At 64.7% G+C, this 26401-nt stretch carries 30 protein-coding genes; 14 read left to right on the plus strand and 16 right to left on the minus strand.

The features are described 5' to 3' along the window. The first annotated feature begins 103 nt into the window (after nt 1-103). Nucleotides 104-853: an SDR family NAD(P)-dependent oxidoreductase gene (locus tag ACZ7GB_RS05675; RefSeq protein ID WP_472157941.1), complete on the plus strand. Its 750-nt coding sequence runs from the start codon at nt 104-106 to the stop codon at nt 851-853. Here the strand turns inward: ACZ7GB_RS05675 and ACZ7GB_RS05680 are convergent. Continuing rightward, the gene (locus ACZ7GB_RS05680; protein WP_078569781.1) at nt 850-1266 is read right to left on the minus strand and encodes an ArsR/SmtB family transcription factor; all 417 of its coding nucleotides are present in this window, start codon (nt 1264-1266) and stop codon (nt 850-852) included. The genes ACZ7GB_RS05675 and ACZ7GB_RS05680 overlap by 4 nt on opposite strands. Nucleotides 1267-1481: 215 nt before the next feature. Here ACZ7GB_RS05680 and ACZ7GB_RS05685 point away from each other — a divergent pair, with 215 nt between their 5' ends. The 5 genes from ACZ7GB_RS05685 to ACZ7GB_RS05705 all read left to right on the plus strand — a co-directional run bounded on the left by ACZ7GB_RS05685 (nt 1482) and on the right by ACZ7GB_RS05705 (nt 4119). Next, nucleotides 1482-1838, plus strand: a complete 357-nt coding sequence (locus ACZ7GB_RS05685; RefSeq protein ID WP_078522460.1) for an AtpZ/AtpI family protein — start codon at nt 1482-1484, stop codon at nt 1836-1838. Between the two features lie 7 nt (nt 1839-1845). Then, on the plus strand, nt 1846-2601 hold the full coding sequence (locus tag ACZ7GB_RS05690) for a F0F1 ATP synthase subunit A (RefSeq protein ID WP_093476999.1): 756 nt from the start codon (nt 1846-1848) through the stop codon (nt 2599-2601). A 64-nt stretch (nt 2602-2665) separates the two neighbouring features. Beyond that, entirely contained in the window at nt 2666-2902 is a 237-nt protein-coding gene (locus ACZ7GB_RS05695) for a F0F1 ATP synthase subunit C (protein ID WP_038144344.1), read from the plus strand. A 91-nt stretch (nt 2903-2993) separates the two neighbouring features. Continuing rightward, nucleotides 2994-3557 carry a F0F1 ATP synthase subunit B' gene (locus ACZ7GB_RS05700; protein WP_078522462.1) on the plus strand — a complete coding sequence of 188 codons (564 nt, stop codon included), beginning with the start codon at nt 2994-2996 and terminating at the stop codon, nt 3555-3557. A 4-nt stretch (nt 3558-3561) separates the two neighbouring features. Then, complete coding sequence (locus ACZ7GB_RS05705; protein ID WP_078522463.1) at nt 3562-4119, plus strand: F0F1 ATP synthase subunit B; 558 nt, start codon at nt 3562-3564, stop codon at nt 4117-4119. An 82-nt stretch (nt 4120-4201) separates the two neighbouring features. Here ACZ7GB_RS05705 and ACZ7GB_RS05710 read toward each other — a convergent pair whose 3' ends face one another. From ACZ7GB_RS05710 to ACZ7GB_RS05720, 3 genes are all read right to left on the minus strand, one after another. After that, nucleotides 4202-4963 carry a FadR/GntR family transcriptional regulator gene (locus tag ACZ7GB_RS05710; protein ID WP_078522464.1) on the minus strand — a complete coding sequence of 254 codons (762 nt, stop codon included), beginning with the start codon at nt 4961-4963 and terminating at the stop codon, nt 4202-4204. A gap of 98 nt (nt 4964-5061) precedes the next feature. After that, nucleotides 5062-5742, minus strand: a complete 681-nt coding sequence (locus ACZ7GB_RS05715) for a YiaD family glycine zipper/OmpA-like lipoprotein (RefSeq protein ID WP_075773903.1) — start codon at nt 5740-5742, stop codon at nt 5062-5064. A 141-nt stretch (nt 5743-5883) separates the two neighbouring features. After that, nucleotides 5884-6738: a bifunctional helix-turn-helix domain-containing protein/methylated-DNA--[protein]-cysteine S-methyltransferase gene (locus ACZ7GB_RS05720; RefSeq protein ID WP_472157942.1), complete on the minus strand. Its 855-nt coding sequence runs from the start codon at nt 6736-6738 to the stop codon at nt 5884-5886. Nucleotides 6739-6852: 114 nt separating this feature from the next. Between ACZ7GB_RS05720 and nth the strand changes: the two genes are divergently transcribed. Both nth and ACZ7GB_RS05730 read left to right on the plus strand, forming a co-directional pair. Further along, nucleotides 6853-7497 (plus strand): endonuclease III, encoded by a 645-nt coding sequence (nth, locus tag ACZ7GB_RS05725; protein WP_075773905.1) that lies wholly within the window; start codon nt 6853-6855, stop codon nt 7495-7497. Beyond that, nucleotides 7494-8480 carry an adenosine kinase gene (locus tag ACZ7GB_RS05730; protein ID WP_078600645.1) on the plus strand — a complete coding sequence of 329 codons (987 nt, stop codon included), beginning with the start codon at nt 7494-7496 and terminating at the stop codon, nt 8478-8480. The genes nth and ACZ7GB_RS05730 overlap by 4 nt, the downstream gene beginning before the upstream one ends. 40 nt (nt 8481-8520) lie before the next feature. Here the strand turns inward: ACZ7GB_RS05730 and ACZ7GB_RS05735 are convergent, their stop codons facing one another. Both ACZ7GB_RS05735 and ACZ7GB_RS05740 read right to left on the minus strand, forming a co-directional pair. Continuing rightward, complete coding sequence (locus tag ACZ7GB_RS05735; RefSeq protein ID WP_075773907.1) at nt 8521-8901, minus strand: HIT domain-containing protein; 381 nt, start codon at nt 8899-8901, stop codon at nt 8521-8523. Nucleotides 8902-8912: 11 nt separating this feature from the next. Next, the gene (locus ACZ7GB_RS05740) at nt 8913-10487 is read right to left on the minus strand and encodes a DUF5928 domain-containing protein (protein WP_472157943.1); all 1575 of its coding nucleotides are present in this window, start codon (nt 10485-10487) and stop codon (nt 8913-8915) included. A gap of 150 nt (nt 10488-10637) precedes the next feature. Between ACZ7GB_RS05740 and ACZ7GB_RS05745 the strand changes: the two genes are divergently transcribed. Beyond that, nucleotides 10638-11456: a sulfotransferase family protein gene (locus ACZ7GB_RS05745; protein ID WP_152843465.1), complete on the plus strand. Its 819-nt coding sequence runs from the start codon at nt 10638-10640 to the stop codon at nt 11454-11456. Here the strand turns inward: ACZ7GB_RS05745 and ACZ7GB_RS05750 are convergent, their stop codons facing one another. The 9 genes from ACZ7GB_RS05750 to ACZ7GB_RS05790 form a co-directional block, all read right to left on the minus strand. Next, on the minus strand, nt 11457-11897 hold the full coding sequence (locus ACZ7GB_RS05750; protein WP_472157944.1) for a molybdenum cofactor biosynthesis protein MoaE: 441 nt from the start codon (nt 11895-11897) through the stop codon (nt 11457-11459). A 1-nt stretch (nt 11898) separates the two neighbouring features. After that, nucleotides 11899-12147 (minus strand): molybdopterin converting factor subunit 1, encoded by a 249-nt coding sequence (gene moaD / locus ACZ7GB_RS05755; RefSeq protein ID WP_078542256.1) that lies wholly within the window; start codon nt 12145-12147, stop codon nt 11899-11901. Beyond that, a complete protein-coding gene (pgsA, locus tag ACZ7GB_RS05760) occupies nt 12140-12769 on the minus strand; it encodes a CDP-diacylglycerol--glycerol-3-phosphate 3-phosphatidyltransferase (RefSeq protein WP_472157945.1) in 630 nt (209 codons plus the stop codon). The genes moaD and pgsA overlap by 8 nt, the downstream gene beginning before the upstream one ends. A 45-nt stretch (nt 12770-12814) precedes the next feature. Continuing rightward, nucleotides 12815-13873 carry a lysine-2,3-aminomutase-like protein gene (locus tag ACZ7GB_RS05765; RefSeq protein WP_472157946.1) on the minus strand — a complete coding sequence of 353 codons (1059 nt, stop codon included), beginning with the start codon at nt 13871-13873 and terminating at the stop codon, nt 12815-12817. A 1-nt stretch (nt 13874) separates the two neighbouring features. Next, nucleotides 13875-15716: an excinuclease ABC subunit UvrC gene (gene uvrC, locus ACZ7GB_RS05770; protein WP_472158460.1), complete on the minus strand. Its 1842-nt coding sequence runs from the start codon at nt 15714-15716 to the stop codon at nt 13875-13877. Nucleotides 15717-16080: 364 nt separating this feature from the next. Continuing rightward, entirely contained in the window at nt 16081-16857 is a 777-nt protein-coding gene (locus ACZ7GB_RS05775) for an SDR family oxidoreductase (protein WP_078549068.1), read from the minus strand. Continuing rightward, nucleotides 16854-17834, minus strand: coding sequence for a calcium/sodium antiporter (locus tag ACZ7GB_RS05780; RefSeq protein WP_078569791.1), 981 nt, complete (start codon nt 17832-17834; stop codon nt 16854-16856). The genes ACZ7GB_RS05775 and ACZ7GB_RS05780 overlap by 4 nt, the downstream gene beginning before the upstream one ends. Continuing rightward, entirely contained in the window at nt 17831-18046 is a 216-nt protein-coding gene (locus tag ACZ7GB_RS05785) for a hypothetical protein (RefSeq protein ID WP_098412015.1), read from the minus strand. Before ACZ7GB_RS05785 ends, ACZ7GB_RS05780 begins: the two co-directional genes overlap by 4 nt. Before the next feature lie 4 nt (nt 18047-18050). Continuing rightward, nucleotides 18051-18890: a S49 family peptidase gene (locus tag ACZ7GB_RS05790; RefSeq protein ID WP_472158461.1), complete on the minus strand. Its 840-nt coding sequence runs from the start codon at nt 18888-18890 to the stop codon at nt 18051-18053. A gap of 138 nt (nt 18891-19028) precedes the next feature. On the opposite strand from ACZ7GB_RS05790, the gene ACZ7GB_RS05795 reads away from it, so the two are divergent. Genes ACZ7GB_RS05795 through ACZ7GB_RS05815 form a run of 5 tightly spaced genes read left to right on the plus strand, consistent with a single transcriptional unit; the run spans nt 19029 to nt 24859 of the window. Further along, nucleotides 19029-19481, plus strand: a complete 453-nt coding sequence (locus ACZ7GB_RS05795) for a formate dehydrogenase subunit gamma (protein ID WP_472157947.1) — start codon at nt 19029-19031, stop codon at nt 19479-19481. After that, nucleotides 19478-21001 carry a formate dehydrogenase beta subunit gene (locus ACZ7GB_RS05800; protein WP_472157948.1) on the plus strand — a complete coding sequence of 508 codons (1524 nt, stop codon included), beginning with the start codon at nt 19478-19480 and terminating at the stop codon, nt 20999-21001. Before ACZ7GB_RS05795 ends, ACZ7GB_RS05800 begins: the two co-directional genes overlap by 4 nt. Further along, the gene (gene fdhF / locus ACZ7GB_RS05805; protein WP_472157949.1) at nt 20998-23883 is read left to right on the plus strand and encodes a formate dehydrogenase subunit alpha; all 2886 of its coding nucleotides are present in this window, start codon (nt 20998-21000) and stop codon (nt 23881-23883) included. Before ACZ7GB_RS05800 ends, fdhF begins: the two co-directional genes overlap by 4 nt. Further along, a complete protein-coding gene (fdhD, locus tag ACZ7GB_RS05810) occupies nt 23880-24650 on the plus strand; it encodes a formate dehydrogenase accessory sulfurtransferase FdhD (protein ID WP_472157950.1) in 771 nt (256 codons plus the stop codon). Before fdhF ends, fdhD begins: the two co-directional genes overlap by 4 nt. Continuing rightward, the gene (locus ACZ7GB_RS05815; protein ID WP_078569797.1) at nt 24647-24859 is read left to right on the plus strand and encodes a formate dehydrogenase subunit delta; all 213 of its coding nucleotides are present in this window, start codon (nt 24647-24649) and stop codon (nt 24857-24859) included. The genes fdhD and ACZ7GB_RS05815 overlap by 4 nt, the downstream gene beginning before the upstream one ends. On the opposite strand, the gene ACZ7GB_RS05820 is transcribed toward ACZ7GB_RS05815, so the two are convergent. Next, nucleotides 24847-26307 carry an ArnT family glycosyltransferase gene (locus ACZ7GB_RS05820; protein ID WP_472157951.1) on the minus strand — a complete coding sequence of 487 codons (1461 nt, stop codon included), beginning with the start codon at nt 26305-26307 and terminating at the stop codon, nt 24847-24849. The genes ACZ7GB_RS05815 and ACZ7GB_RS05820 overlap by 13 nt on opposite strands. Between the last annotated feature and the right edge of the window lie 94 nt (nt 26308-26401).

Here is a 26401-nt window from a genome sequence, read left to right on the forward strand (position 1 = left end):
GCGAAGCCTCGAGGGTTGCCTCCCTCGGCGCGTCATTTTCGAGGCGCTCTCTGGACAGCGGCGGCAGCGGGCGCGATGCTCGCCGCGAAAAGAGGAGGAGCAGATGCCGGAATTCGCGAACTATCCGAGCCTGAAAGGCAAATCCGTGATCGTGACCGGGGGCGCCTCGGGGATCGGGGCGCTGATCGTCGAAGGCTTCGCCGCGCAAGGGGCGAAGGTCGGGTTTCTCGACCGCGATACCGAGGGGAGCGCGGCGATCGCGAAACGGTTCGGCGTCGAGTATGAGCTGTGCGACCTGCGCGACATCGCCGCCATGAAAGAGGCGCTGGGTCGGCTATGCGAGAAAATTGGCCCGGCGGATGTGCTGGTGAACAATGCCGCGCGCGACGACCGTCACGACTGGCGCGAGATCGATGCCGAGTACTGGGACGAGCGCCAGCACACGAACCTGCGCCACATGTTCTTCGCGATCCAGACGGTTGCGCCGGACATGATCTCGAAAGGGGCGGGATCGATTATCAATATGGGCTCGAATTCGTGGTGGGAGGCCGGCAGCGGCTTTCCGGCCTATGCGACGGCGAAAGCGGCGGTGCACGGGCTGACCCGCACGATGGCACGCGAATTGGGCGGGCATCGGATCCGGGTCAACACGGTCGTGCCGGGCTGGATCATGACGGATCGGCAGAAAACGCTCTGGGCCACGCCCGAGGCGCTGGAGGATCATCGTCGCAACCAATGCCTGCCCGATCTGATCCAGCCGGAATATGTCGCGCGGATGGTGCTGTTCCTCGCCTCGGACGATGCGGCGATGTGCACGGCGAACAACTACATGGTCGAGGCGGGCTCGATCTAATCGTGTTGCGGCGCGCTGCCGGGCGGCGCGTCGCTTTGCCCATTCTCCACCGGCCCGGTTTCTTCTGGCTCGATCTCGATCTGCGCCAGTTCAGCTTCGAGGAATTTCTCGAACGCGTCGAAATCCAGCGGCTCGAACTGACCGAATCCTTGGATCCATGTCGTGGCGGCGGACATCGCGAGCGGCTCCAGCTTGCACCATTTCACCCGGCCGCGTTTCTCCTGAGAGATCAGCCCGGCATTGGTCAGGATCGCAAGGTGCTTGGAGACGGCCGCCAGCGACATCTCGAAGGGCTCGGCCACGTCGGTCACCGCCATGTCGTCTTCGAGCAGCATCGTCAGGATCGTCCGCCGGGTCGGATCGGCGAGCGCGGCGAAGATCGCATCGAGAGAAGGGGTGGGCGGCGGTAGCATCGCTCCTTGATGGGGCGGCGCGCGATAAACGTCAACCGATCGGTTGAATATGCGATTGCTCGCATTCGCGTGAGCTTGGCGCGGCGCGAATTTGAGGCCTATTTTCAAAATCGTTACGGATCAATGGGTTGTGGGGTGCTTTAAGGGGCCTATCCGGAATTGACTCAGGCGGGGGCCACGGCTATCACGGCTGAGACCTGAGTGGGGGCCGAACCATGCCTGATCACCGCTCCGACGAGCCCGATCCCGAGCGCCTCGCAGCGCTTGAGAAGAAGCTTGCGGCAGTGAGAAAGACGCAAGAGCCGCCTCCGCAACGTGCCGATCATCATCTGTCCCAGGCGAATATGGCCTGGCGTATGGTGATCGAAATGGTTTCGGGGCTGGGGATCGGCTTCGGCATCGGATACGGGCTGGATGTGCTTATGGGCACGATGCCTTGGATGATGGTGCTGTTCACGCTTCTCGGGCTCGCGGCCGGGGTGAAGGTGATGCTTCGCTCGGCCAAGGAAATGAACGAAGAGCGTGCGGCCGACATGGCCGATGAAGAGGAAGACGACCGTGGCAACTCTTGAACAGGAAATGCGCAGTGAACTGACCTTCCACCCGATGGATCAGTTTATCGTTAAGCCCCTCTTCGGCGATGGCCCGGTTCACTGGTACACGCCGACCAATGCGACGCTGTGGATGGCGATCGCCGTTCTGGCGATCTTCTTCATGCTCGTGATCGGCACCCGCGGCCGCGCTGTGGTGCCCTCGCGCGCCCAGTCGATCGCGGAGCTGTCCTACGGCTTCATTCACAAGATGGTCGAAGACGTGGCGGGCAAGGACGCGCTGAAGTTCTTCCCCTATATCTTCACGGTCTTCCTGTTCATCGTCTTCTCGAACTTCCTCGGCCTGCTGCCGCGCGGCTTCACCACGACCTCGCATATCGCTGTGACCGGTCTGCTGGCGATCGCCGTGTTCGTTGCGGTGACCGTGATCGGTTTCGTCAAGAACGGCGCGGGCTTCCTGAGCCTGTTCTGGGTGGCCTCGGCACCGCTGGCGCTGCGCCCGATCCTCGCGATCATCGAGATCATCTCCTACTTCGTGCGCCCCGTCAGCCACTCCATTCGTCTTGCGGGCAACATGATGGCTGGCCACGCGGTTATGAAAGTGTTCGCTGCCTTCGCGCCGCTGATCCTGTTCTCGGGCGTCGGCATCGCCGTCACCCCGCTGTCGATCCTCGCGATCACCGCGATGTACGGGCTCGAAGTTCTCGTGGCCTTCATCCAGGCCTATGTCTTCACGATCCTGACCTGCGTCTATCTGCGCGACGCGCTTCACCCGGCACACTGACCGGATAACGGATCGAACCAGTTCACCAAATTTCTGCCACTTCCAACCTCAAGGAGTTACGACAATGGAAGGCAATATCGTTCAAATGGGTGCTTACATCGGCGCTGGTCTGGCCTGCATGGGCATGGGCGGCTCGGCTATCGGTGTGGGCAACGTTGCCGGCAACTTCCTGTCGGGCGCACTGCGCAACCCCTCGGCGGCCGCTGGCCAGACCGCGACCCTCTTCATCGGCATCGCCTTCGCAGAAGCGCTCGGGATCTTCTCGTTCCTCGTCGCGCTGCTGCTGATGTTCGCCGTCTGATCCAGCACGCTTTTCCTTGAGGGCGGGTGGGCTCATTCGGAGCCCATCCCGTGACCCGCAAGGGGATTTGTGATCAGGGTCGAGGGACGACATGGCAAGCGAAACGCAAAATACAGCGCACGCAGCCGCTGATGCGGCCCAAGGCGCGGCACATACCGCGCAAAAGGCCGGTATGCCGCAGCTCGACTTCTCGAGCTACCCGAACCAGATCTTCTGGCTCGTGGTCGCTCTGGTCGCGATCTACTGGCTGCTGACGCGCATCGCACTGCCCCGGATCGAGGCAGTTCTCGCCGATCGTCAGGGCACGATCGCGGGTGACATCGCCGCGGCCGAAGACTTCAAGCGCAAGGCCGAAGAGGCCGAAGCCGCTTACGAGAAGGCTCTGGCCGAAGCACGCGCTCAGGCGCAGAAGATCGCAGGCGAAACCAAGGCCGAGATCCAAAAGGACCTCGACGCGGCTATCGCCAAGGCAGATGCCGAGATCGCCGCACGCTCCGCGGAATCGGAAGCCCGCATCGCGGAAATCCGCGACGGCGCGCTTGCAGCGGTCGATCAGGTCGCCAAGGACACCGCCGGCGAGATCGTCGCGGCTCTGGGTGGCAATTCGGACGCATCGGCTGTTAACGCGGCTGTCGAACAACGGCTGAAAGGGTAAGACGATGAAGAAACTCTCGCTTCTCCTTCCGTTCGTGGCGGCACAGCCCGCCTTCGCAGCGACGGGCCCGTTCTTCTCGCTTTGGAACACGAACTTCATCGTGACCATCGCCTTCATCATCTTCGTGGGCATCGTGCTCTACGCGAAGGTGCCGGGCATGCTGGGCAAGATGCTCGACAAGCGCGCGACGAACATCCGCTCGGATCTCGACGAAGCGCGCAAGCTGCGTGACGAGGCGCAAGCGGTTCTCGCCAGCTACGAGCGCAAATCGCGCGAAGTGCAGGGGCAGGCCGACCAGATCGTCGCCGCCGCCAAGCGCGACGCCGAAGCCGCTGCCGAGAAGGCCAAGGAAGACCTTAAGGTCTCGATCGAGCGCCGCCTGAAGGCCGCTGACGAGCAGATCGCCTCGGCCGAGGCGCAGGCTCTGAAAGAGGTCAAGGACCGTGCCGTGTCGGTCGCCGTGGCCGCCGCTGGTGACGTGCTCGCCAAGCAGCTGAGCGCGTCGGACCGTGCCGCGATGATCGACAGCTCGCTTTCGGAAGTCGAACAGCGCCTGAACTGATCTCCCCTAACGGGTGACATTGAAAACCCCGGTCCGATGGGCCGGGGTTTTCCTTTGTCTTGGTGGCAGAGGTGATGTGGTCTCAGCGGTTATGTTCGAGACGTAAGCGCGCGGTGGCCTCGTTACGCTCGGCGCGGCGCATCGCGGCCATCTCGACCTCGACGAATTCCATATGGGCCGCGATGGCCTTGCGTGCGGCAGAGGCATCGCGGCGCTGAATCGCCTCGTTGATGGCCCGGTGCTGGTCGAGCAGCTTGCTGCGCGTGCCGCGGTTCCGGAACATCATGGAGCGATTGTAGAACACGCCCTCGGCGAGCAGGTCGAACATCGCGCGCATCATGTGGATCATAATGACGTTATGGCTCGCCTCGATGATCGCCATGTGGAACTGCGCATCGAGCTGGGCTTCCTGCGTGGGATTGCGCTTGGAATGGGCCGCTTCCATTTGGGAGAACAGCGTCTGGATCACCGCGAGATCGGTGTCTGAGCCGCATTGCGCCGCGCGCTCGGCGGCGAGCCCCTCCATGTCGCGGCGGAACGAGATGTAGTCGAACAGCGCCTGATCGTTGCGCGCAAACAGCCGGATCAGGGCAGGCGAGAAGGCGGAATCGAGCACTTCGGCGACATAGATCCCGGCCCCGGCGCGGGTGGTCAGGAGACCCGACTCCTGCAGCTCCGCGACCGCTTCGCGCAGGCTCGGACGCGAGACGCCAAGGCGTTCGGACAGCTCTCGCTCGGAGGGGAGGCGCTCACCGGGGCGCAGAATGCCCTGCAGGATGAGCTGCTCGATCTGGCGCACGACAGCATTCGCGAGCTTCTCGGATTCGATCTTCTGAAATGGCATGCACCCCTCCATGTGGTAAAGATGTATGACCAGATCGGGTCGTCGGCAATGAAAAAAGGCCGGGTTCCCCCGGCCCTTTTCCCACTCTGACGAGCGATTTAGTTGTTCGGACGAATGATGAATTCGACCCGGCGGTTGGCCTGACGACCCTCAGGGGTCAGGTTGCTCGCGATAGGTTGATCCTCGCCGCGACCCGTCGGGATCACGCGGTAGCTCGGAACGCCGCCATTGATCAGGACATTGGCCACCGACTGCGCGCGCTGACGCGACAGGCGCATGTTGTAGGCCGCATCGCCGGTGTTGTCGGTATGGCCGACGACTTCGACGGTGGTGTCCGGATAGCGGTTTAGGCTGCCTGCGAGCGTGTACAGATCGCGCTGCAGATCGGGGCGCACGGCCGCGCTGTCGGTCGCGAAGAGCACGTCTTGCGGCATCGTCACGATCAGCTGGTTGCCCTGACGCACGACGCTGACGCCGTTGGTGGTCAGGTCGCGACGCAGTTCCTGCGCCTGACGGTCGAGCTGCGAACCGATCGCGCCGCCGATCACGCCGCCGACGATCGCGCCGGCTGCGGCTTTGGTCAGCTTTTCGTCGCCTTTGCTCTTGGCGCCGAGGGCGCCGCCGATCAGCGCACCGGTGATCGCACCGGCATTGCGGTTTGCGTTCGGGCTTTGGTCGGGGTTGTTCGCCCCGGTGTAGCCGCCCGGCACACAAGCGGTAAGCGCCATCGCAGCGGCGGCGCTCAGAAGAATGGTTTTGGTCTTGAGAACGGTGGTCATGTTCTGTCTCTGCCTTCTCTGGTCGCCCCATGTCTCGAGGCTTGCCGGAAGATACGCGTAAAATTCGCGCAGGTTCCATGCCCTTTTCGTGAAGCGCGGAAATCCGCGCATCATCTGGCGGTAGAAGCGGCGGAGGGACGCTCAATCGGCCTCTGCGCGGGCGCCTTCCCAGCCCAGAATCGCGCGTTTGACGCCCAGACCCCAGTGATAGCCGCCCAATCCGCCCGATTTGCGCAAGGCGCGGTGGCAGGGAATCAGGAAGGAGATCGGGTTACGACCGACGGCAGTGCCCACGGCGCGCACGGCCTTGGGGTTGCCGATCGCCTCGGCGATGTCGGAATAGGTGGTGACCTGCCCCGAAGGGATCGAGAGCAGCGCCTCCCAGACCTTGATCTGGAACGGCGCGCCGATCAGCGTCAGCTTCGCCTCGCCGTGGCGGCTGAACGCGGCCTCGACCCAAGTACGCAGCGGCTCGGGGTCCTCGGTGAAGCGGGCGTCGGGCCAGCGGCGGGCGAGGTCGTCAAAGGTCTCGCGTTCGCCCATCTCGGCGGTGAAACCCATGCCGCAGAGCCCCTGATCTGTGCCCATCGCGATCACCGGGCCGAAGGGGCTGTCGAACCGTCCCCAGCGGATCGCAACGCCCTCGCCGCCGCGGGCAAACGCGCCGGGCGTCATCGCCTCCCAGCGCAGCACCAGATCGTGCAACCGGCCCGTGCCCGAAAGCCCCGCACGGTCGGCCACCTCGTCGAGCGGCAGGCGCTGGCTCAGCAACTCGCGCACGAAGTCGAGCGTCAGATATTGCTGGTAGCGTTTCGGAGAGACGCCCACCCAGGCCGAGAACAGCCGCTGGAAATGCGCGGGGCTCATCGAGAGCCGCGCCGAGATCGCCTCGAGCGTCAGCAACTCGCCCGCCGCTTGTGCTGCGTCGATCTCGGCCAGCGCGCGGGCGATGACCTGATAGTGGTAGCTCTCGGCAATGTCGCTGTGGTCGTTCATCACGCACCTCTTGGTTCTCGTCGATCCTAGGGCGCGGGCGGCAGGCGCGCGACCCGAAAGCTGCGGTTTGCGCGCGGCCTTGCCCTTCGCGCGCGTGGCGGGCATTAGGAAAGCATGGCCAAGCAATTCGATTATGCCACGATGAAAGAGGTCTTCGCGCGGTTCGAAGCCTCCGAGCCCCACCCCAAGGGGGAGCTCGAGCACGTCAACGCCTATACGCTGGTGGTGGCCGTGGCGCTGTCTGCGCAGGCGACCGATGCGGGGGTCAACAAGGCGACGCGGAAACTTTTCGCCGTGGCCGACACGCCCGAGAAAATGCTGGAGCTGGGCCTCGAGGGCGTGACCGAGCATATCAAGACGATCGGTCTGTTCCGGCAGAAGGCGAAGAACGTCATCAAGTTGAGCCAGATCCTCGTCGATCAATACAATGGCGAGGTTCCGTCCTCGCGCGCGGCGCTGCAATCGCTGCCGGGCGTGGGGCGCAAGACCGCGAACGTGGTGCTGAACATGTGGTTCGGCCATCCCGCGCAGGCGGTCGATACGCATATCTTCCGCGTCGGCAATCGCAGCGGCATCTGTCCGGGCAAGGATGTCGACGCGGTCGAGCGCGCCATCGAAGACAATGTGCCCGTCGAATACCAGCGCCACGCCCATCACTGGCTGATCCTGCACGGTCGCTATATCTGCGTGGCGCGCAAACCCAAATGTCAGGCCTGTCCGATCAAGGATCTGTGCCAGTTTGAGGAGAAAAACCTTTGAAACAGTATCAGGTCGTCGGCATCGGCAATGCCGTCGTGGACGTGATCGCGCAATGCGACGACAGCTTTCTCGAGCATATGGGCATCGAGAAAGGCATCATGCAGCTGATCGAGCGTGAGCGCGGCGAGACGCTGTACGGTGCCATGAAAGAGCGCACGCAGGCGCCGGGCGGCTCGGTCGGCAACACGATCGCGGGTCTGGGCAATCTCGGGCTCACGACGGCCTTCATCGGCCGCGTGCGCGACGACACGCTGGGGCGCTTCTACGAGGCGGCGCTGCATGGCGAGGGCACGGATTTCCCGAACCCGCCGGTGAAGGATGGGGAACTCCCGACCTCGCGTTCGATGATCTTCGTGACGCCCGACGGTGAGCGCTCGATGAACACCTATCTGGGGATCTCGGCAGAGGTCTCGACCGAGGATGTGAGCCTTGAGGTGGTGGAGAACACGCAGATCCTGTTCCTCGAAGGCTATCTCTTCGACAAGGATCACGGGAAGGCCGCGTTCCTGAAGGCCGCGCAGGGCTGTCACCGGGGCGGCGGCAAGGCGGGGATCGCGCTGTCGGACCCGTTCTGCGTCGATCGTCACCGCGACGATTTCCGGCGTCTGGTACGCGACCAGATGGATTACGTGATCGGCAACCAGCACGAATGGGAATCGCTTTATCAGACCGATCTGGATGCGGCGCTGAAACAGGCCGCTAAGGAATGCGAGCTGGTGGTCTGCACCCGCTCGGGCGACGACGTGATCCTGATCCGTGGCGAGGAACGCGCGACGGTTCCGGTCAAACGCGTGGTACCGGTCGATGCGACGGGCGCGGGCGATCAGTTCGCCGCCGGCTTCCTCTACGGTTACGCGACAGGGCAAAGCCTCGAGACGGCGGGTAAGATGGGCTGTGCTGCGGCGGCCGAAGTGATCGGCCATTACGGCGCACGGCCCGAGATCGATGTGAAGGCGCTCTTTGCAGAGCGCGGGCTCATCTGAGCCTGTCTGGCGCGCCCGGGATAAGGGCGCGCCGCAAGACTTAACGCATCAGCAGCATCGGCCCGAGCGGGCGACCTGCGAGAATGTGCAGGTGGTAATGCGGCACTTCCTGCACGCCGTTCTCGCCCGCATTGGTGATGCCGCGATAGCCCTCGCCGCCTTCGCCCGGGCTCGCGCCGGTCATCTTGCAGACCTCGGCCACGGTGCGGTGGAAATCGACGATCTCGGCATCGCTCGCTTCGGCGCAGAAATGATCGAGCGCGACGTAGGCGCCTTTCGGAATCACCAGCACATGCTCGGGCGCTTTCGGGGCGATGTCGCGAAAGGCCAGCGTGTGCTCGGTCTCCAGAACGGTGTCGTTCGGGATCTCGCCGCGCAGGATCTTGGCGAAGATGTTCTGATCGTCATAGGTATAGGCCATGGCCTCTCTCCTCAGTCGCGGAAGATGTAGTCGAGTTCGGCCAATTCCTGCGCCATATCGGAAGGGATGTCGAGCGCATGGGCCAGCGCGCGGGCGTTGTCCTCGATCTCGCCTCCCTCGCGCATGAGCGCGTAATTCTCGAACTCGGCATCGCGGAGCCGTTCGGACTCGTGGTGCAGATCGGCGCGGATCGTCGGCAGCATCTGCTCCACCACCTGCGGCGGCGTATGCTGCCCGGCAAGGCCGACGCGCTGCGCGTGCCCCTTGAGATAGTCGTCGGAGAACTGACACTCGATCTCGAGGATGCGGGTCTGGCATTTGTCGCGGGTGAAATCCTCGATCACGTCCAGTTCGGCGGGATCGACGCAGATCACCATGCGGTCGGCGTTCTCGTGGTCGAAGACCATCCGCATCAGCGCGCGGCGGTGACGGTTGCGCTTTTCCGGGCTGGTCTCGATGCCGCCGAGATCGGGCAGGGGGCCCATCTCGCTGAAGACGTAATCGAGGGCCGGAATGGATGAGCGTTTGCGGAACTCGGCCACCAGACGTTTCGCGACATGCCATTTCTTGCACAGGATCAGGGTCAGCGTGCGCTCGCGGCCCAAGGTCGCCTCCGCCTCCCAGAAGCGCGGCGCGAAGCGGCGGCCAATGCGGCCTCGCCCGGTGAGGAAGCGATGCAGCGCGCGACCCTCGTTCGAGACGGCGAACTCGACGCCCTCGCGCGTCCACAGCTCGCCCAGACGCTGCTTCAGGTCGCGCGCTTCGGGGCTGATCTTGCGCGCGAAGAGGTAATCCTGCGCCAGAAGCAGATCGTAGTGGTCGTTGTAGAAATTCGCGGGCATCCCGTAATCGGTGAACATCAGGAAGGTCAGCGTCCGGGTACGGATCTCGGTCTCGGGGATCAGGTGATGGACGATGGTCTGGAAGAAGGTCTCGTCGGGGATCCATGTCGTGCGGAAGAACCGCATCACATCGGGCCGCGCCTTGATGAAATCGAGCATCTGCTCCATCGTCCGCCTGCGCAGGCACCACCATTGCGAACCGATCATCATCTGCAGATCGCCGGGCACCTCGCGCGACAGCTTCAGCTGCTTTTGCAGGTTATAGGCGAGGTAGAACCGCTTGGGCTGATTGCGCTCGTTGAACCAGTGGCGATAGACCAGCCGATCTTCCTTCATCCCCGTCTTGATCCAGCCCGACGAAAAGAAGTCGAAGCTTTCGATGTAATCGACCTCTTCCGCATCGAGGAAATTATGCGCGTATTCGGCCGATTTGATCTGCATGCAATCGCCCGAGAGCATGTAGAAATGCGTGGCGCGCGGGAAATCGGCGACGGCGGCCTTCACGGCTTCTAGCGTCGCGGCGACGAGGCTCCATTCGCCCCAGCCGCATTTGACGCGCTTTTTCGCGAAGGTGACGTTGGGATTGGCATCGAGCGCGCTGCGCAGCTTGCGGTAATGCTCTGGCTTGGCGCGCGCGTCGAAATGGATCGCCACATAATCGCCTGTCTGCGTCAGCCGTTCCGCCTGCGCGATGATCCCGTCAGGATCCTTATGGGTCAGAAGAATAAAGGCGATTCGGGCCATACGGGAAACGATGCGATGTCACTTGCTGGTATTATCCGACTTGTTAGCCGGAATGAGCGTTGAAAAGACAGGACTTCTTTGCTCTTTACTCGATATTTATTATGTCTGCGTTACCCGGTCACGGGTATGCGACCTTCTGGAGGGCTTTGAATGGGATTTCCCGGTACCTGGATGACCGAGAGCGAAAGCATGGTGTATCGCGTCGTGCCGAAATGCGCCTGCTCCTCCATCGGGCAGATCATGTTCTATTCGGATCACGGGAAATTCTTCGACGGCGACATCCACGATTCCAAGACCGGGCTGCATAAGTGGTCGCAGGACGAAAGCCAGCAGCCGATCACCGAGAATGTGGTGGCGCACAAAAGCTACGCCTTCACCTGCGTGCGCAATCCTTATCAGCGCATCCTGTCGTCCTTCTTTGACAAGATCGCGGGCATCCAGCGCAACGGCAAACGCTATCGCGGCAAGCTGGTGCCGCAGCTGATCCAGAAATACGGGATCGAGGTCGGCTCTCCCGAGGACGATTTCGATTTCGATCAGGTCGCCTCGTTCCGCCGCTTCCTGCTGTTCGCGCGCGACACGATCCGTTGGCGCCGTCCGATGGAGCCGGACATTCACTGGTCGGCCATGTCAGGCCATATTTCGACCTTCATCGTCAACGGCGGGCGCTACGACAACATCTTCTTCACCGAGAAATTCAACGAGGGGATGCAGTCGGTGCTCGACGCGGTCGAGACGCCGGTGAAGGTCGATCTGGCCAAGGTGCCGCGGTTCAACGAATCCGAAGGGCACGGGCCGAAGCGCGCGCATAAGGTGAGCGATTATTTCGACGATCTGTCGCGCCACCTGATCTGGGAAATCTACAAGAAGGATTTCCAGCTGTTCCAATACGATTTCGACGATCCGGACAACAAGATGCCGGTGGGCGAGGTCGATCTGGACGAGGTGCACGCCAAGCTGGGCGACTGATCACCAGCGTTTCAGAGCGTCCTCGTCTTCATCCTTCGCGGCGACCCAGGAGGTGCCCTCGGGGCCGTGTTCCTTCTTCCAGAAGGGTGCGCGGGATTTCAGGTAGTCCATCAGAAACTCGGCGGCTTCAAACGCTGCGACGCGGTGGCGTGCGGCGGTGGCGACCATCATGATCTGCTCGCCCACGCCCAGCCGTCCGTGGCGGTGGATCACGATCACATCCGACAGGTTCCAGCGCTCAACCGCCTGATCGACGATGCCAGCGATCGCGCGCTCGGTCATGCCGGGGTAATGCTCCAGCTCCAGCGCCTCCATCGCGCCGGTGTCGTCGCGCACGATGCCGGTGAAGCTGACGACGGCCCCGACATCCGCGCGGCCCGTGCCGAAATCGGCAAGCTCTGCGCCCAGATCGAAGGGCTCGGCCTGAACGGAGACCTTCATCTCAGCCCCCCGTCATTGGCGGGAAGAAAGCCACCTCGCGCACGCCAGCTAGGGGCGCATCGAACTCCGCCAGATCCTGATCGAGCGCGACGCGCAGCGCGGAAATATCGGCAAAAGCCGCCTCGTAGCGCGGCTCGCGCGCCTTCAGCTCCTCGACCAGATCGGCCACGGTCGCGGCCTGCGTCTCGACCTTCTCGCGCGGCAGGCCGATCCGCTCGCGGACCCAAGCGAAATAGAGCACGTCAATCATGGCTCGGGTCCTTCAGATAGGGCAGGGCCTTGCGGAAATAATCCCAGCCGGTGATCGCGGTCAGCACGGCGGCGATCCAGATCAGCGCGAGGCCGACATGGGTCGCGAAATCGGCAGGCGTGGCGCCCAAGCGGATATCGCCCTCGCCTGCGCGCGGGGCCTGACCCTGTTCGAGATAGGCGAGCCCGGTGCCGAGGAACAGCACGGCGATCGCCACCATCTGCGCGGTCGTCTTCCACTTTGCGAGCTTGGTCACCCGCAGCCGCCCGGCATCTGCGCCGAGGAATTCACGCAGCCCCGAGACGAAGACCTCGCGGAACAGGATCACGGTGGCGGGCAGGATCAGCCACGGGTTCATGCCCGAATAGCCGGTCAGCACCACCAGCGCGATCACCACCATCGCCTTGTCGGCGATCGGGTCGAGCATCGCGCCGAAGCGGCTCTCCTGTTTCCACGCCCGGGCGAGGTAGCCATCGAACCAGTCGGTGACCGCCGCGCTGATGAACAGCGCAAGCGCCAGCCAGTCGGCCCAGGGGCGAGAAAAATAAAGGAACAAGACCGCCACACCGGGGGCAGCCAAGAGCCTGAGCACGGTCAGGATATTGGGAAGGGTCCATTTCATGGGAGGCAACCTAGCTGCGTGGTTCGCAAAGCGGAAGAGGGCGCGTTAACGGGTCGCGGGATCGCGATATGCATGCACCGTCCCATTACGGTCGGTAACGCGCCAGTCTCCGGGTTTGTCGCCCGGTGTGAAGTGGTCCGAGGTGATTGGTACCTTGCCGTGCCCGCCGGGGATATCGAGCACGTAGCTGGGCAGCATCGTGCCCGAGCAGCGGCGGCGCAGTTCGGCCATCAGCGCGCGACCTTCCGCGATGGTGGTGCGGAAATGCGAGGTGCCGCGCGCGAGGTCGCAATGGTGCAGGTAATAGGGTTTGACCCGCAGCTTGGTGAGGGCGCGGAGCAGCGCCTCCAGCGCGTCGGCACTCGCGTTGACGCCGCGCAGTAGCACCGTTTGCGATAGCATCGGGATGCCGCGATCCACCAGCCGCGCGATGGCATCGCGGGCGGCGGGTGTCAGTTCCCGCGCGTGGTTGGTGTGCAGCACGATCCACGCGGTCGGTGCGGCGCGAAGGATGTCGCAAAGCTGTTCGGTGATCCGCTCGGGGGCGACGACCGGCACGCGGGTATGCAGCCGGATCTGGTCGAGATGCGCGATTGCGGAGAGGCGGTCGAGCACCGCGCCCAGCCTGCGCGTCGAGAGCGTCAGCGGATCGCCTCCGGTCAGGATCACCTCGCGAATGGCCGGGGTCGCCGCGATATAATCGAGCGCCTGCATCAATTGGTCTTCCGGCAGCGGCCCGGTTTCGCCCACCGTCTCGCGGCGGAAGCAGAAGCGGCAATAGACGTCGCAGGTTTTGGTGATGTGCAGGATCACCCGGTCGGGATAGCGATGCGTCAGCCCCGGAGCGGGGGAATGCGCGTCGTCGCCGATCGGGTCTTCCAGCTCTTCGGGGCGCGTGACCAGTTCCGCCGCGGAGGGCACGAATTGCGCGGCCACCGGATCGGTCGGATCGGCAATCGCCTCGCGCATCTCGGGTGTGACGCGGATGCGGAATTCCTCGGCCACCCGCTCCAGATCTGCGCGCGCTTCCGTGGAGGTTAGCCCGTCGCGTTCGAGATCGGCCACGCGGGTCAGCGCGCGGGGGTGGCGGCTGTGATCGGTCATCTCAGCCCTTCTCGTTGAAGAAATTGTGGATCGTCTCGGCCATCGCCTCGGAGATACCGTCGACCTCCATAAGATCGATTGGTGCCGCGCGGCTGACCGCCTTGGCGGAGCCGAAATGCGCGAGCAGCGCGCGCTTGCGGGCCGCCCCGATGCCCGGGACCTCATCCAGCGGGTTCGCCATCTGCGCCTTGGCGCGTTTCGCGCGGTGGGTGCCGATGGCCCAGCGGTGCGCCTCGTCGCGCAGGCGCTGGATGTAATAAAGAACCGGCGATTGCCGGGGCAGGGCGATGGGGCGCTGACCCGTGCGGTGGAATTCTTCCTTGCCGTGGTCGCGGTCCACGCCTTTCGCGACACCGACCATTGCGACGTCGCTCACGCCCATCTCGTCCATGATCTCACGCACCGCCGAAACCTGCCCGGCGCCACCGTCGATCAGCAGAAGATCGGGCCAGGCCTCGGATTTCCGCTCCGGGTCTTCCTTCAGCAACCGGGTGAAGCGGCGCGTCAGCACCTCTTTCATCATCCCGAAATCGTCGCCCGGCGTCAGCTCCGCGTTCTTGATGTTGAACTTGCGATACTGGCTTTTGATGAAGCCCTCAGGCCCCGCGACGATCATGCCCCCCACGGCATGCGCGCCCTGAATATGCGAGTTGTCGTAGACCTCTATGCGCTCGGGCGGCTTCTCCAGCCCGAAGGCTTCTGCCACGCCCGCCAGCAGTTTCGCCTGCGCGGCACTTTCGGACATTTTCCGACCGAGGCTCTCGCGGGCATTGCGCGCGGCATTCTCGACCAGCTCTGCCTTTTCGCCGCGCTGCGGGACGGTGATCTCGACGCGGCGCTCGGCGCGTTCCGAGAGGAATTCGCTTACCAGTTCCTCATCCTCGACCGGGTGCGACAGCAGGATCAGCTTCGGCGGCGGACGGTTCGTGTAGAACTGCGCGATGAAGGCCTGCAGGATTTCGGGCGCTTCGGCGCCGGAGCCGGTCTTGGGATAGAAGTCGTGATTGCCCCAGCTCTGGTTCGCGCGGATGAAGAAGACCTGCACACAGGCCTGCCCGCCCTCCTGATGGAGCGCGATCACATCGGCCTCGGCGGTGCTGCGCGGGTTGATCCCCTGGCTTTGCTGCACGTTGGTCAGCGCCTTGATCCGGTCGCGGAGCGCAGCGGCGCGCTCGAATTCCATATCGTCGGAGGCTTGCTGCATCTGCTCCGCCAGCTCACGCTGGATCGTGGTGGACTTGCCTTGCAGGAACCGCTTCGCGTCGTCGACCAGCGCTGCGTAATCCTCCTCGGAGATCTTGCCGACGCAGGGCCCGGAGCAGCGCTTGATCTGATATTGCAGACAGGGCCGCGTGCGGGTCTCGAACATCGAGTCCGAGCAATTGCGCAGCAGGAAGACCCGCTCCAGCTGGTTCAGCGTGCGGTTCACCGCGCTCGCGCTTGCGAAGGGGCCGAAGTAATGGCCCTTCTCTTTGCGCGCGCCGCGATGCTTCTTGATCATCGGATAGGGGTGGTCCGTCGCGATCAGGATATTGGGGAAGCTTTTGTCGTCCCGCGCGAGCACGTTGTAGCGCGGCTTGAGCTGCTTGATCAGGTTCTGCTCGAGCAGCAGCGCCTCGGTCTCGGTCCGCGTCGTGAGGAACATCATCGAGGCGGTCTCATGGATCATCCGGGCGATCCGCGCCGAGTGCCCCGAGGGGCGTGCATAGTTCGAAACGCGCGCCTTCAGGTTGCGCGCCTTGCCGACATAGAGCACCTCGCCCTTCGCGTTCAGCATCCGATAGACGCCGGGCGATCCGTCGAGACGCTTGAGGTAATCCGCGATCAGCGCATGGCCCGTCATCCCGTGTTGCGGGCGCGTGGCCGCCGGGGGATCGAGGGCGTCGTTGCTGTTTACGTCGTCATTCATGAGCAGGCTTCGATTCTCCCCTGTGGCTGCAACCTCGCGAAGACGTTTTCAAGGAAAAACATGTCCACGAAATTTGGGGATAACTCTGTTGGCAAACATGTGGGACCGTGGGTTCCGACCTTAATATAAGGGTTGATAGAGTGTTTGCTCATTTTTTGAGCAAGTTACGAGTGCGTTGATTTCATTGAGAAATTTTTCGCACACTCGCCAAGCTATTGAAAGGATTACTACTTTTGTGACGGTACTGTTACAAGCCGCCGCGCAGTGCACAACTTTGGCCTGCGATTCGTTTTCAGGCTCATTCCGGACCTAATACATCGGGGGTCCGCCAGCCCAAATGTTGGCCTCCATCGACGCAGAGCAACTGCCCTGTGACGGCGGGTGCGTCCATGAAATATCCCAGCGCCGCGACGATATCTGCGGGGTCTGCGCCGCGTTCGAGGATCGTCGCCGCGCGCTGTCGGTTGAAGTGCTCTTCAGACTGGCGGGCGCCTTGCAGGGTCGGGCCGGGGCCGATCGCGTTCACACGTATAGCGGGAGCCAGCGCCTGCGCACTCGTCTGCGTGAGTGTCCACAGCCCCATCTTCGCGAGCGTGTAAGTCATGAACTCCGGCGTCAGCTTGCGCATCCGCTGATCGACCATGTTGATCACCAGCGCGCGGGCCTTGGGCTCCGCACCCGAGCGGTCGGCTTCCGGGGCCTGCGCCGCGAAATGCTGGATCAGCACGAAGGGCGCGCGCAGGTTCGACCCGATATGCCGGTCCCAGCTTTCGCGCGTGGCCGAGCGGATCGTGTCGTATTCGAAAATCGAGGCGTTGTTGATCAGCAGATCGAGAGGCCCGTCGAGCAGTTGCGCCGCGCGGGGCACCAGTTCCGCCGTCGCGGCCTCGTCCAGTAGATCGGCCTGCACGATCTCGGCGCGCACGCCTTTCGCACGGGCCTCTGCCGCCGTTGCCTCCGCGTCCTCTGCGGAGCCGTGATAATGGATTGCGACGTCCACGCCGCGCTCGGCCAGATATAGCGCCATCGCGCGTCCCAGCCGTTTCGCGCCGCCTGTCACCAATGCTCGTTTCATGCGCTGCCTCCAATGAAGAGGGCCACCATATAGGCCAGGTAAGCGGCGGTGAAAGCGATGCCGATGCCTCGGGTGATCACGCGGTTGCCGAAGATGAATGGGGCAAGCGCGATCGAGGCCGCCGCCATTACCCAAAGGTCGACATGCAGCATCTGGCTCGGCACCGGAATGTCGCCGAACAGGCCCGCGACGCCGATGATGCAGAGCAAGTTGAAGATGTTCGAGCCCACGACATTGCCGAGCGCGAGGTCCGAACGGCCCTTCATCGCCGCCGTGATGGAGGTCGCCAGCTCCGGCAGCGAGGTACCGAGCGCAACCAGCGTCAGGCCGATCACCGCATCCGAGACGCCCATCGCGCTTGCGATCTCGGAAGCGCCGCTGACAAGCCAGCTCGCCCCCAGAGGCAGCCCGATGAGCCCCGCGAGAACATAGAGCCCGATGCGCCAGAGCGGCATTTTCGGATCGACGCTCTCGACCTCTTCATCGGCTTCGGTCTCGGGTCCGGCGCCCGCGCCGCGATTGGCACGATGGGCGCGCGCCTCGCGGATCTGCCGGAACAGGATGATGCCAAGCGCGAAGAGCAGAAGCAGCGCCTGCGCCCAGCCGATCGGGCCCATGAAGCAGACGAGGATGAAGAGGATCGTCGCGCCCATCATCAGCACGAAGCTCTCGCGCGTGTCGTGCAGATCGGTGCGGATCGCGGAGATCATCGCAGGCAGGCCCAGCACCAGCAGGATATTGGCGATATTCGAGCCCACGACATTGCCGAGCGCCATGCTGGGCGCCTTGTCGAGCACGGCGGCGACTGAGACCATCAGCTCGGGTGCGGAGGTGCCGAAGGCCACCACGGTGAGCCCGACGATCAGTGCAGGAATGCCAAGGCGCAGCGACATCGCCACTGCGCCTTTCACCAGCAGGTCACCCGCCACGACCAGCAGCACCAGCCCGGCAATGATCTCGCCGAAATCCCAGATCATTTACGGCGCTCCGTCTTCTTGGCACTCTTGCTGTTGGAGGTCGTCTTGCAGGGGCAGGGGCCCCGGCCGATTTTCGGACGTCCGCAGTCGGGACAACGCGCCGATAGCCTGCCGGGTCCGCGCGGGCCCTTGATCTTCGGCATCCGCAGCTTGCCGAACATGGCGAGCACCGCCATGACGACGAGGAAGAGGGTCATGCCCTTGATGAGCATCGGGTTACAGCCCGTAGCGCGCCCAGAGCGCGCGTTCCTCGGCGGTATCGATCAGGGCGCCTGCCGTGGCCGCAGCCATCTCGCCCCCGATCTGCGCGCCGAAGCGCCGGAAGATCGAGCGTTTGGGCGCGTAAGGCACGATGCGGGTCTTCTCGCCGTAGATCTCTTTCAGCTTCGGCACCGCGTGGCCCAGCCCGTCGATCAGGCCGGTGTTTTCGGCCAGCGCCTGCCGCCCGGTCCAGATGTCGCCGGTGAAGAGGTCGCGATCCGCGGCCAGCTTCGCGCCGCGCCGGGACTCGACATGTTCCTTGAACGAGACATGCATGTCTTCGAGCAGCTTGTTCAGCCGCGCGACGTCCTCGTCCTTTTCGGGGCGGAACGGGTCCATGAAACTTTTCGAGCCGCCCGCCGTGTGGACGCGGCGCTGGATGCCGTGGCGGTTGATGAACTCGTCGAGGCCGAACCCTGCCGAGATCACCCCGATCGAGCCCACGACCGAGGTCGGATCGGCCCAGATCTGGTCTGCGGCGCAGGCGAGCCAGTAGCCGCCCGAAGCCGCGACGTCTTCGACGAAGGCATGGACGGGAATGCCTTTTTCATCCGCAAGCCTGCGGATGCGTCCCGCGATCAGCGCCGATTGCACGGGCGATCCGCCGGGCGAATTGATCAGCAGAGCGACCGCGGCCGGTTTGCCGCGCGCGAAGGCGCGCTCGATGATCGGGGCCATGGCGGCATCCGACAGGCCGGGCGCACCGGGGCGCGAGACGCCGATGGCGCCGTGCAAACGGATAACCGCGACGAAGGGCGATTTCTTGACGAAAGGGAGGCGTTGGATCAGGCTCATGTGAGGGATGTAGAGGCTCACCCCTGCCCGCGCAAGCGCAGCGATGACGGTTCCTGTCCGCGCCTGTTCGCGATTGAACCAGTCGTGACTTGCTGGCCGGGGCATGCTCGCCCCATCATCGGGGCCGGGAGGATGGATATGACCGAAGACGACAGGCTCGCCGTGATTCTGGCGGATCATGCGGGGCGCGAAGGTGCGCTGCTGCCCATTCTTCACGATGTGCAGGCCGCTTACGACTGCGTGCCCGCCGATTGCTACCAGCCGATCGCCGATGCTTTGCGGCTGAGCCGGGCCGAGGTGGCGGGCGTCGTCTCCTTCTATCACGACTTCCGCGATGCGCCCGCGGGCAAGCATGTGATCAAGCTGTGCCGCGCCGAGGCGTGCCAGTCGATGGGCGGGACCGAGATGATCGCGCGGCTGGAGCGGGCGCTGGGCATGAAAGTCGGGGAAACGAAGGGCGATGTGACCCTTGAGGCGGTCTATTGCCTCGGGCTGTGTGCCTGCGCGCCCGCCGCGATGGTGGGCGATCAGCTGGTCGGTCGTGCAAGTGCCGAACGGATCGAGGCTCTGGTCGGGGAGGTCTCGGCATGAAGATTTGGGTTCCCTGCGATGCCGCCGCCCTAGCCTGTGGAGCCGACGAGGTCGCCGCCGCAATTGCTTCGGCGGCTGGCCTGCGCGGCGAGAGCGTCGAGATCATCCGCAACGGCACGCGCGGGATGATCTGGCTTGAGCCGCTGGTCGAGATCGAGCGCGACGGTGTGCGCCACGGCTTCGGCCCGATGGTGCCCGAGGACGTGCCGGCGCTGTTCGAAGACGGCGATCACCCGAAGGCGCTCGGCCCGGTCGAGGAAATCCCCTTTTTCGCAAAACAGACCCGTCTGACCTTCGCGCGCTGCGGGCGCACCGATCCGCTCTCGCTTGCCGATTACGAGGCGGACGAGGGCTGGCAGGGTCTCAAACGCGCGCTGGAACTGGGCGGCGCGCAGACCATCGAAGAGGTCACGACCTCGGGTCTGCGCGGTCGTGGCGGTGCGGGCTTCCCGACGGGTATCAAGTGGAAGACCGTCGCCGGGGCCGAGGCGCCGCAGAAATACATCGTCTGCAACGCGGATGAGGGCGATAGCGGCTCTTTCGCGGACCGGATGCTGATGGAGGGCGATCCCTACTGCCTGATCGAGGGCATGGCAATTGCCGGGCTCGCGGTCGGCGCGACCAAGGGCTTCATCTATGTCCGCTCGGAATATCCGCACGCGATCCGTACGTTGAATGCGGCGATCAAGGCGGCGCGCACGAGTGGGATTATCGGCGACAGGCTGATGGGGCAGGGACCGGCCTTCGATCTCGAGGTTCGTGTCGGCGCGGGCGCCTATATCTGCGGCGAGGAAACTTCGCTCCTGAATTCGCTCGAAGGCAAGCGCGGGATGGTCCGCGCCAAGCCGCCGCTGCCCGCGCTGGAAGGCGCATTCGGCAGGCCTACGGTCGTGAACAACGTACTCTCGCTCGCGGCTGTGCCGTGGATCTTGGTCCACGGTGGTGCAGCCTATGCCGAATTCGGGCTGGGTCGCTCGCGCGGGACGATCCCGATCCAGATCGCGGGCAATGTCAAACATGGCGGGCTGTTCGAGACCGGTTTCGGGATGTCGCTCGGCACGCTGGTCAACGAGATCGGCGGCGGCACCGCCTCGGGGCGTCCGTTCAAGGCGGTACAGGTCGGCGGACCGCTGGGCGCTTATCACGGGCCCGATGATTTCGATCTGCCGGTCTGCTACGAGGCCTTTGCCGATCAGGGCGGGCTGGTGGGGCATGCCGGGTTCGTGGTGCATGACGACAGCGCCGACATGCTCGCGCTCGCCCGCTACGCGATGGAGTTCTGCGCCATCGAGAGCTGCGGGAAATGCACGCCCTGCCGGATCGGCGCGGTGCGCGGTATCGAGACGCTCGACCGCGTGGCGGCGGGCGATCCGGCGGCGATCGAGCTGCTGCACGAGCTATGCGAAGTGATGGAGAAGGGCTCGCTCTGCGCGATGGGGGGCTTTACGCCTTACCCGGTGCGCTCGGCGATCCGGCTCTTCCCGCAAGAATTCTCGCTCTCACAGGAGGCTGCGGCATGAAGGATTTCATCATCCCCGACGGAGTGCACGGGCCGAAACTCTCCGATATGGGCACGCCTGAAAAATCGGGCCCGCCTGTGACGCTGGTGATCGACGGCATGGATGTGAGCGTGCCCGAGGGCACCTCCGTGATGCGCGCCGCCGCCGAAGCCGGGATCACCGTGCCGAAGCTGTGTGCGACCGATATGCTGGATGCCTACGGCTCGTGCCGCCTGTGCGTGGTCGAGATCGAAGGGATGCGCGGCACGCCTGCGTCCTGCACGACCCCGGTGCGCGAGGGCATGGTCGTGAAGACCCAGACCGATCAGCTTGCGCGGCTGCGGCGCGGGGTGATGGAGCTCTATATCTCCGATCACCCGCTGGATTGCCTGACCTGCGCGGCGAATGGCGATTGCGAATTGCAAGACATGGCAGGGGCCGTGGGCCTGCGCGACGTGCGCTATGCGCCGGGCCAGAACCATGTCGAGACGCGCGCGGCGGAGGGGGCCAATCCGCTTTACATCCCGCGCGACGATTCCAATCCGTATTTCTTCTACGACCCGTCGAAATGCATCGTCTGCATGCGCTGCGTGCGCGCCTGCGAAGAGGTGCAGGGCACTTTCGCGCTGACCGTGGACGGGCGCGGCTTCGATGCCCGCATCTCCACCGGGACGGAGGATTTCCTGAACTCGGATTGCGTCAGCTGCGGCGCCTGCGTGCAGGCCTGCCCGACCGCGACCCTGCAGGAGAAGACCGTCGACGAGATCGGCGTGCCGGAGCATTCGGTGGTCACGACCTGCGCCTATTGCGGCGTGGGTTGCTCCTTCGAGGCGCAGATGCGTGGCGACCAGCTGGTGCGCATGGTGCCGTGGAAAGAGGGCAAGGCGAACCGCGGCCATAGCTGCGTGAAGGGCCGCTTCGCCTGGGGCTATGCGAACCACGGCGACCGCATCCTCAACCCGATGATCCGCGACAGCATCACCGATGCGTGGCGCGAAGTGTCGTGGGAAGAGGCGCTGGACTTCGCGGCAAAGGGGATCAAGGCGGCGCAGGCCAAACACGGCAAGGATTCCGTCGGTGTCATCACCTCCTCGCGCTGCACGAACGAGGAAACCTTCCTCGTGCAGAAACTCGCCCGCGCGGTGATGGGGACGAATAACACCGACACCTGTGCCCGCGTCTGCCATTCGCCGACCGGCTACGGGCTGAAGCAGACTTTTGGGACCTCGGCTGGCACGCAGGATTTCGACTCTGTGGAGCAGGTGGATTGCGCCGTCGTGATCGGGGCGAACCCGACCGACGGGCACCCGGTCTTCGGCTCGCGGCTGCGCAAGCGGCTGCGGCAGGGGGCGAAGCTGATCGTGGTCGACCCGCGCCGGATCGACCTGCTGGAGACCCCGCATATGGGCGAGGGGCATCACCTGCCGCTGCGTCCGGGCACCAATGTCGCGGTGCTGACCGCGATGGCCCATGTGATCGTGACGGAAGGGCTGTTCGACGAGGCCTTCATCCGCGAGCGCTGCGATTGGGACGAGTGGTCGGATTATGCCGAATTCGCCGCCGATCCGGCCCACTCGCCGGAAGCCGTCGAAGAGCTGACAGGTGTCGCGCCCGAGGCGCTGCGCCAAGCCGCGCGTACCTATGCCGCCGCGCCGAACGGGGCGATCTATTACGGGCTGGGCGTGACCGAGCATTCGCAGGGCTCGACCACCGTGATCGCGATCGCCAACCTCGCGATGATGACTGGCAATATCGGGCGTCCCGGCGTGGGCGTGAACCCGCTGCGCGGGCAGAACAACGTGCAGGGCTCCTGCGATATGGGCTCGTTCCCGCATGAATTGCCGGGCTATCGCCATGTGGCGGACGATACCGCGCGCCACGGGTTCGAGGTGGAATGGGGCGTCACGCTCGACCCCGAGCCGGGGCTGCGCATCCCGAACATGCTCGACGCCGCCGTCGCGGGGGATTTCAAGGCGATCTACATTCAGGGCGAAGACATCCTGCAATCCGATCCCGATACTCATCACGTGGCCGCGGGCCTCGCGGCGATGGACTGCGTGATCGTGCATGACCTGTTCCTGAACGAGACCGCGCGCTACGCCCATGTCTTCCTGCCGGGCTCGACCTTCCTCGAGAAGGACGGGACCTTCACCAATGCCGAGCGCCGGATCAATCCGGTGCGCAAGGTGATGGCACCCAAGGCCGGGCTGGCCGATTGGGAGGCGACGCAGGCGCTGGCCAATGCGCTGGGCGCGGGGTGGAGCTATACCCACCCGTCCGAGATCATGGACGAGATCGCGCGTACGACGCCGGCCTTCGCGGGCGTCACCTACGATCTGATCGACCAGATGGGTTCGGTGCAGTGGCCCTGTGATGACACGCACCCGCAAGGCTCGCCGGTGATGCATGAGGATGGCTTCGTGCGTGGCTCGGGGCGTTTCATCCGCACCGCCTATGTCGCGACCGAGGAACGCACCGGACCGCGCTTCCCGCTGCTGCTGACGACGGGGCGCATCCTGTCGCAATATAACGTGGGCGCGCAGACGCGGCGGACCGAGAACTCCGTCTGGCATGCCGAGGACCGGCTGGAAATCCATCCGCATGACGCCGAGACTCGCGGTATCCGCGACGGCGATTGGGTGCGTCTGGCGAGCCGGGCGGGCGAGACGTCCTTGCGCGCGACGATCACGGATCGGGTCTCGCCCGGCGTCGTCTACACGACCTTCCACCACCCCGACACGCAGGCCAATGTGGTCACCACCGACAATTCCGACTGGGCGACGAACTGCCCGGAATACAAGGTGACGGCGGTGCAGGTGGGGCTGTCGAACGGGCCCTCGGACTGGCAGGAGCTTTACACGGCACAGACCAAGCTGACACGCCGCGTCGAGGCGGCTGAATGACGGCAACCGATTGGGACATGCCCAGCGGCGCGGTGCAGCGGCTCGCCGAGGAAGTGCCGGTGGCGCTGTCCTTTGACGGGGTGACGCAGGCGGTGATGATGGCCAGCCCCGCCGATCTGGAGGATTTCGCTCTGGGCTTCGCGCTCTCCGAAGGGCTGATCGCGGACGCATCCGAGATCACCCGGCAGGAGCTGGAAGTGACCGAGGCCGGGATCGAGGCGCGCAACTGGCTGGCCGCGCCTGCGGGCGCGCGCTTTGCCGAACGCCGCCGCGCCACGATGGGGCCGGTGGGCTGCGGGCTCTGCGGGATCGAGCAGTTGGAAGAGGCGCGGCGCAAGCTTCCGCCGGTCGCACCGCCGCGTTTCACGATGACGCCGGAGCAGGCCACGGAGGCGCTCGAGACCCTGCGCGACCACCAGCCGCTGCAGGACGAGACCCGCGCCGCCCATGCGTCGAGCTTCTGGCAGCCGGGCAAGGGGATCGTGCTGACGCGCGAGGATGTCGGGCGGCACAACGCGCTCGACAAGCTGATCGGGGCGCTGATCCGGCAGGGGATCGACCCCGCAGGCGGCGCACTGGTGATGACCTCGCGGCTCTCGGTCGATCTGATCCAGAAGGTGGCGACGCTACGTATCCCGGTGATCGTCGGCCCCTCCGCCCCGACCGCGCTTGCGGTGAGCGAGGCACGGGACGCGGGCCTTACCGTTATCGCGCGCGCAGGCCGGGGCCTCGCGCTTTACACCGCGCCGCAGGAGGCCACCGCATGAAGCCTGAGAAACTCGCCGGGATGGCCAATCAGATCGCACAGTTCTTCGAGAGCCAGCCCGGCGATCAGGCGCATGCCGTCGCCGATCACATCAATGCCAACTGGGCGCCCACGATGCGCGACACGTTCCTCGCGGCGGCTGACAAGCTGGACCTGCACCCGCTGGTGAAAGCGGCCTTGCCGGAGATCCGCGCCCCTCAGCGGGGCTGATCGCCGGGCTTCACGACCGGCGCGAAGGAGAGGGTGAAGTTTTTCCCGTCCGCGAAGGGGTAGGGGGCCGCGAGCTGCTGCACCTCTCCGGTGGTCCAGTCGGGATGATCCGGGTAAGTCGCGCGCAGAAGGCCCGCGCCGGTTGCCGCATTCGTGCCGTCCCAGATCACGAAGGCCGGGCCGTCGGGCAGAGGTTTCGTAAAGTCCGAACTGGCATTCAGAACCGTCATCCGGGGCGCGCGATAGAGGATATTCGCGCCTTCCCATTGCGGCGCGATCAGGGTCGCATCCGCGCCAACGGCGGCCACCAGCTGCGGCACCAGCGTCTCGAAGGGGGCGGCATTGCGGCTCTTGCCCTGGAAGAAATGGATCGGCAGCGCGATCGTCACCAGCACGAGCAGCACTGCATAGACCTGCTGCAGCCGCCGCAGCCCGGTCGCACTGAGCCGGGGCAGGAGCCAAAGGCCAAGCGCGGGGCCCGCGAGGAACAGCAGCGGTTGCAGCCAGCGATCCTTGATCTGCCCCGCTCCGACCGCGAGCGCACCGAGCAGCAGCAGCACGAGGCCGATCACCATCACGCGCAGCATCAGCCGCAGCAGCGGTTGCGGGGCGTCGGGTTTGCTCTCCCGGTAGCGCCAGTAGAGCAGCCCGCCGACCAGCAGCGGCAAGGCGAGGAAATTCAAGATGCCTTGGCCGGTTGCGAGAACCGGACCGACAAGCCGCGCGCCCAGCGAGACGTCTTCGGCGGCGTCGAATTTCTTTGCCGAGGCGAAGGCGATCTCGGGGTGGTTCAGGATCCAGACATAGGGCGGCAGCGCAATCGCGGCGGCGATCAGCAGGGACAGGAACAGGCGACGGTCGCGGAAGGACGCGCGGAGCTCCGGAAAGCCGATCAGCGCGAGAGTCGTCGAAATCGGCAGCAGAACGAAGTTGTATTTCGACAGCAGCCCCATGCCCAGCACCAGCCCGAGCGTCACGAAGCCCGCAAGGCTGGGGCGGCGCGCGATCCACCAGATCGTGGCAAAGCACAGCGCCGCCGAGAAGGTCGCGAGGACGGAATGTGTCAGGGCGCGCTGGCTTTCCCAAGCGATTTGCGGCAGCAGCACGAGGCCCAGCGTCGCGACCCATGCCCGGCGCGGATCGAGCCGTGTGCGCATCAGCCCGTAGCAGGTCAGGACCGTGCCGCAGAGCAGGGTATTTTTCAAAAGCGCGAGGCCGAACATCGTCGGCCCGGTCACCATGAAGACCAGATGTTGCAGCCATGCGAAGAGCGGCAGTTGCGGGCCGTAGCCCCACGCGAAGCTGCGCGCATCGAAGATCATCTGCGCATCGTCGAGCCCGAGCGCGCCGCCCAAGGCGGTGCGGTAGAAGGTTTGGAAGACGAAATAGGCGACGATGCTCAGCGGCCAGATCGCATCGGGAAGGGCGTGGCCTGCGGCTCGGGGCATCGGGTCGGCGCTCATGCGGGCGTGCCTGTGGGGACGCGCATCACGGGAAGGGTCTGGAGCATGGCGCACCTATTGGCTGGCGGGACTGCCGCGC

The organism is Thioclava sp. PTB-PU3-1 (genome assembly GCF_055666785.1).

Coding starts and splice junctions, on each gene's coding strand:
- ACZ7GB_RS05690 (WP_093476999.1), top strand. CDS start 1,846: ATGCGCAGTGAACTGACCTTCCACCCGATGGATCAGTTTATCGTTAAG.
- ACZ7GB_RS05715 (WP_075773903.1), bottom strand. CDS start 5,742: ATGACCACCGTTCTCAAGACCAAAACCATTCTTCTGAGCGCCGCCGCT.
- ACZ7GB_RS05765 (WP_472157946.1), bottom strand. CDS start 13,873: ATGACCGATCACAGCCGCCACCCCCGCGCGCTGACCCGCGTGGCCGAT.
- ACZ7GB_RS05780 (WP_078569791.1), bottom strand. CDS start 17,834: ATGATCTGGGATTTCGGCGAGATCATTGCCGGGCTGGTGCTGCTGGTC.
- ACZ7GB_RS05695 (WP_038144344.1), top strand. CDS start 2,666: ATGGAAGGCAATATCGTTCAAATGGGTGCTTACATCGGCGCTGGTCTG.
- fdhF (WP_472157949.1), top strand. CDS start 20,998: ATGAAGGATTTCATCATCCCCGACGGAGTGCACGGGCCGAAACTCTCC.
- ACZ7GB_RS05735 (WP_075773907.1), bottom strand. CDS start 8,901: ATGGCCTATACCTATGACGATCAGAACATCTTCGCCAAGATCCTGCGC.
- ACZ7GB_RS05705 (WP_078522463.1), top strand. CDS start 3,562: ATGAAGAAACTCTCGCTTCTCCTTCCGTTCGTGGCGGCACAGCCCGCC.
- ACZ7GB_RS05795 (WP_472157947.1), top strand. CDS start 19,029: ATGACCGAAGACGACAGGCTCGCCGTGATTCTGGCGGATCATGCGGGG.
- ACZ7GB_RS05675 (WP_472157941.1), top strand. CDS start 104: ATGCCGGAATTCGCGAACTATCCGAGCCTGAAAGGCAAATCCGTGATC.
- ACZ7GB_RS05685 (WP_078522460.1), top strand. CDS start 1,482: ATGCCTGATCACCGCTCCGACGAGCCCGATCCCGAGCGCCTCGCAGCG.
- ACZ7GB_RS05740 (WP_472157943.1), bottom strand. CDS start 10,487: ATGGCCCGAATCGCCTTTATTCTTCTGACCCATAAGGATCCTGACGGG.
- ACZ7GB_RS05750 (WP_472157944.1), bottom strand. CDS start 11,897: ATGAAGGTCTCCGTTCAGGCCGAGCCCTTCGATCTGGGCGCAGAGCTT.
- ACZ7GB_RS05820 (WP_472157951.1), bottom strand. CDS start 26,307: ATGCCCCGAGCCGCAGGCCACGCCCTTCCCGATGCGATCTGGCCGCTG.
- ACZ7GB_RS05790 (WP_472158461.1), bottom strand. CDS start 18,890: ATGAGCCTGATCCAACGCCTCCCTTTCGTCAAGAAATCGCCCTTCGTC.
- uvrC (WP_472158460.1), bottom strand. CDS start 15,716: ATGACGGGCCATGCGCTGATCGCGGATTACCTCAAGCGTCTCGACGGA.
- ACZ7GB_RS05680 (WP_078569781.1), bottom strand. CDS start 1,266: ATGCTACCGCCGCCCACCCCTTCTCTCGATGCGATCTTCGCCGCGCTC.
- ACZ7GB_RS05800 (WP_472157948.1), top strand. CDS start 19,478: ATGAAGATTTGGGTTCCCTGCGATGCCGCCGCCCTAGCCTGTGGAGCC.
- fdhD (WP_472157950.1), top strand. CDS start 23,880: ATGACGGCAACCGATTGGGACATGCCCAGCGGCGCGGTGCAGCGGCTC.
- ACZ7GB_RS05785 (WP_098412015.1), bottom strand. CDS start 18,046: ATGCTCATCAAGGGCATGACCCTCTTCCTCGTCGTCATGGCGGTGCTC.
- nth (WP_075773905.1), top strand. CDS start 6,853: ATGGCCAAGCAATTCGATTATGCCACGATGAAAGAGGTCTTCGCGCGG.
- ACZ7GB_RS05775 (WP_078549068.1), bottom strand. CDS start 16,857: ATGAAACGAGCATTGGTGACAGGCGGCGCGAAACGGCTGGGACGCGCG.
- ACZ7GB_RS05710 (WP_078522464.1), bottom strand. CDS start 4,963: ATGCCATTTCAGAAGATCGAATCCGAGAAGCTCGCGAATGCTGTCGTG.
- pgsA (WP_472157945.1), bottom strand. CDS start 12,769: ATGAAATGGACCCTTCCCAATATCCTGACCGTGCTCAGGCTCTTGGCT.
- ACZ7GB_RS05815 (WP_078569797.1), top strand. CDS start 24,647: ATGAAGCCTGAGAAACTCGCCGGGATGGCCAATCAGATCGCACAGTTC.
- moaD (WP_078542256.1), bottom strand. CDS start 12,147: ATGATTGACGTGCTCTATTTCGCTTGGGTCCGCGAGCGGATCGGCCTG.
- ACZ7GB_RS05700 (WP_078522462.1), top strand. CDS start 2,994: ATGGCAAGCGAAACGCAAAATACAGCGCACGCAGCCGCTGATGCGGCC.
- ACZ7GB_RS05745 (WP_152843465.1), top strand. CDS start 10,638: ATGGGATTTCCCGGTACCTGGATGACCGAGAGCGAAAGCATGGTGTAT.
- ACZ7GB_RS05720 (WP_472157942.1), bottom strand. CDS start 6,738: ATGAACGACCACAGCGACATTGCCGAGAGCTACCACTATCAGGTCATC.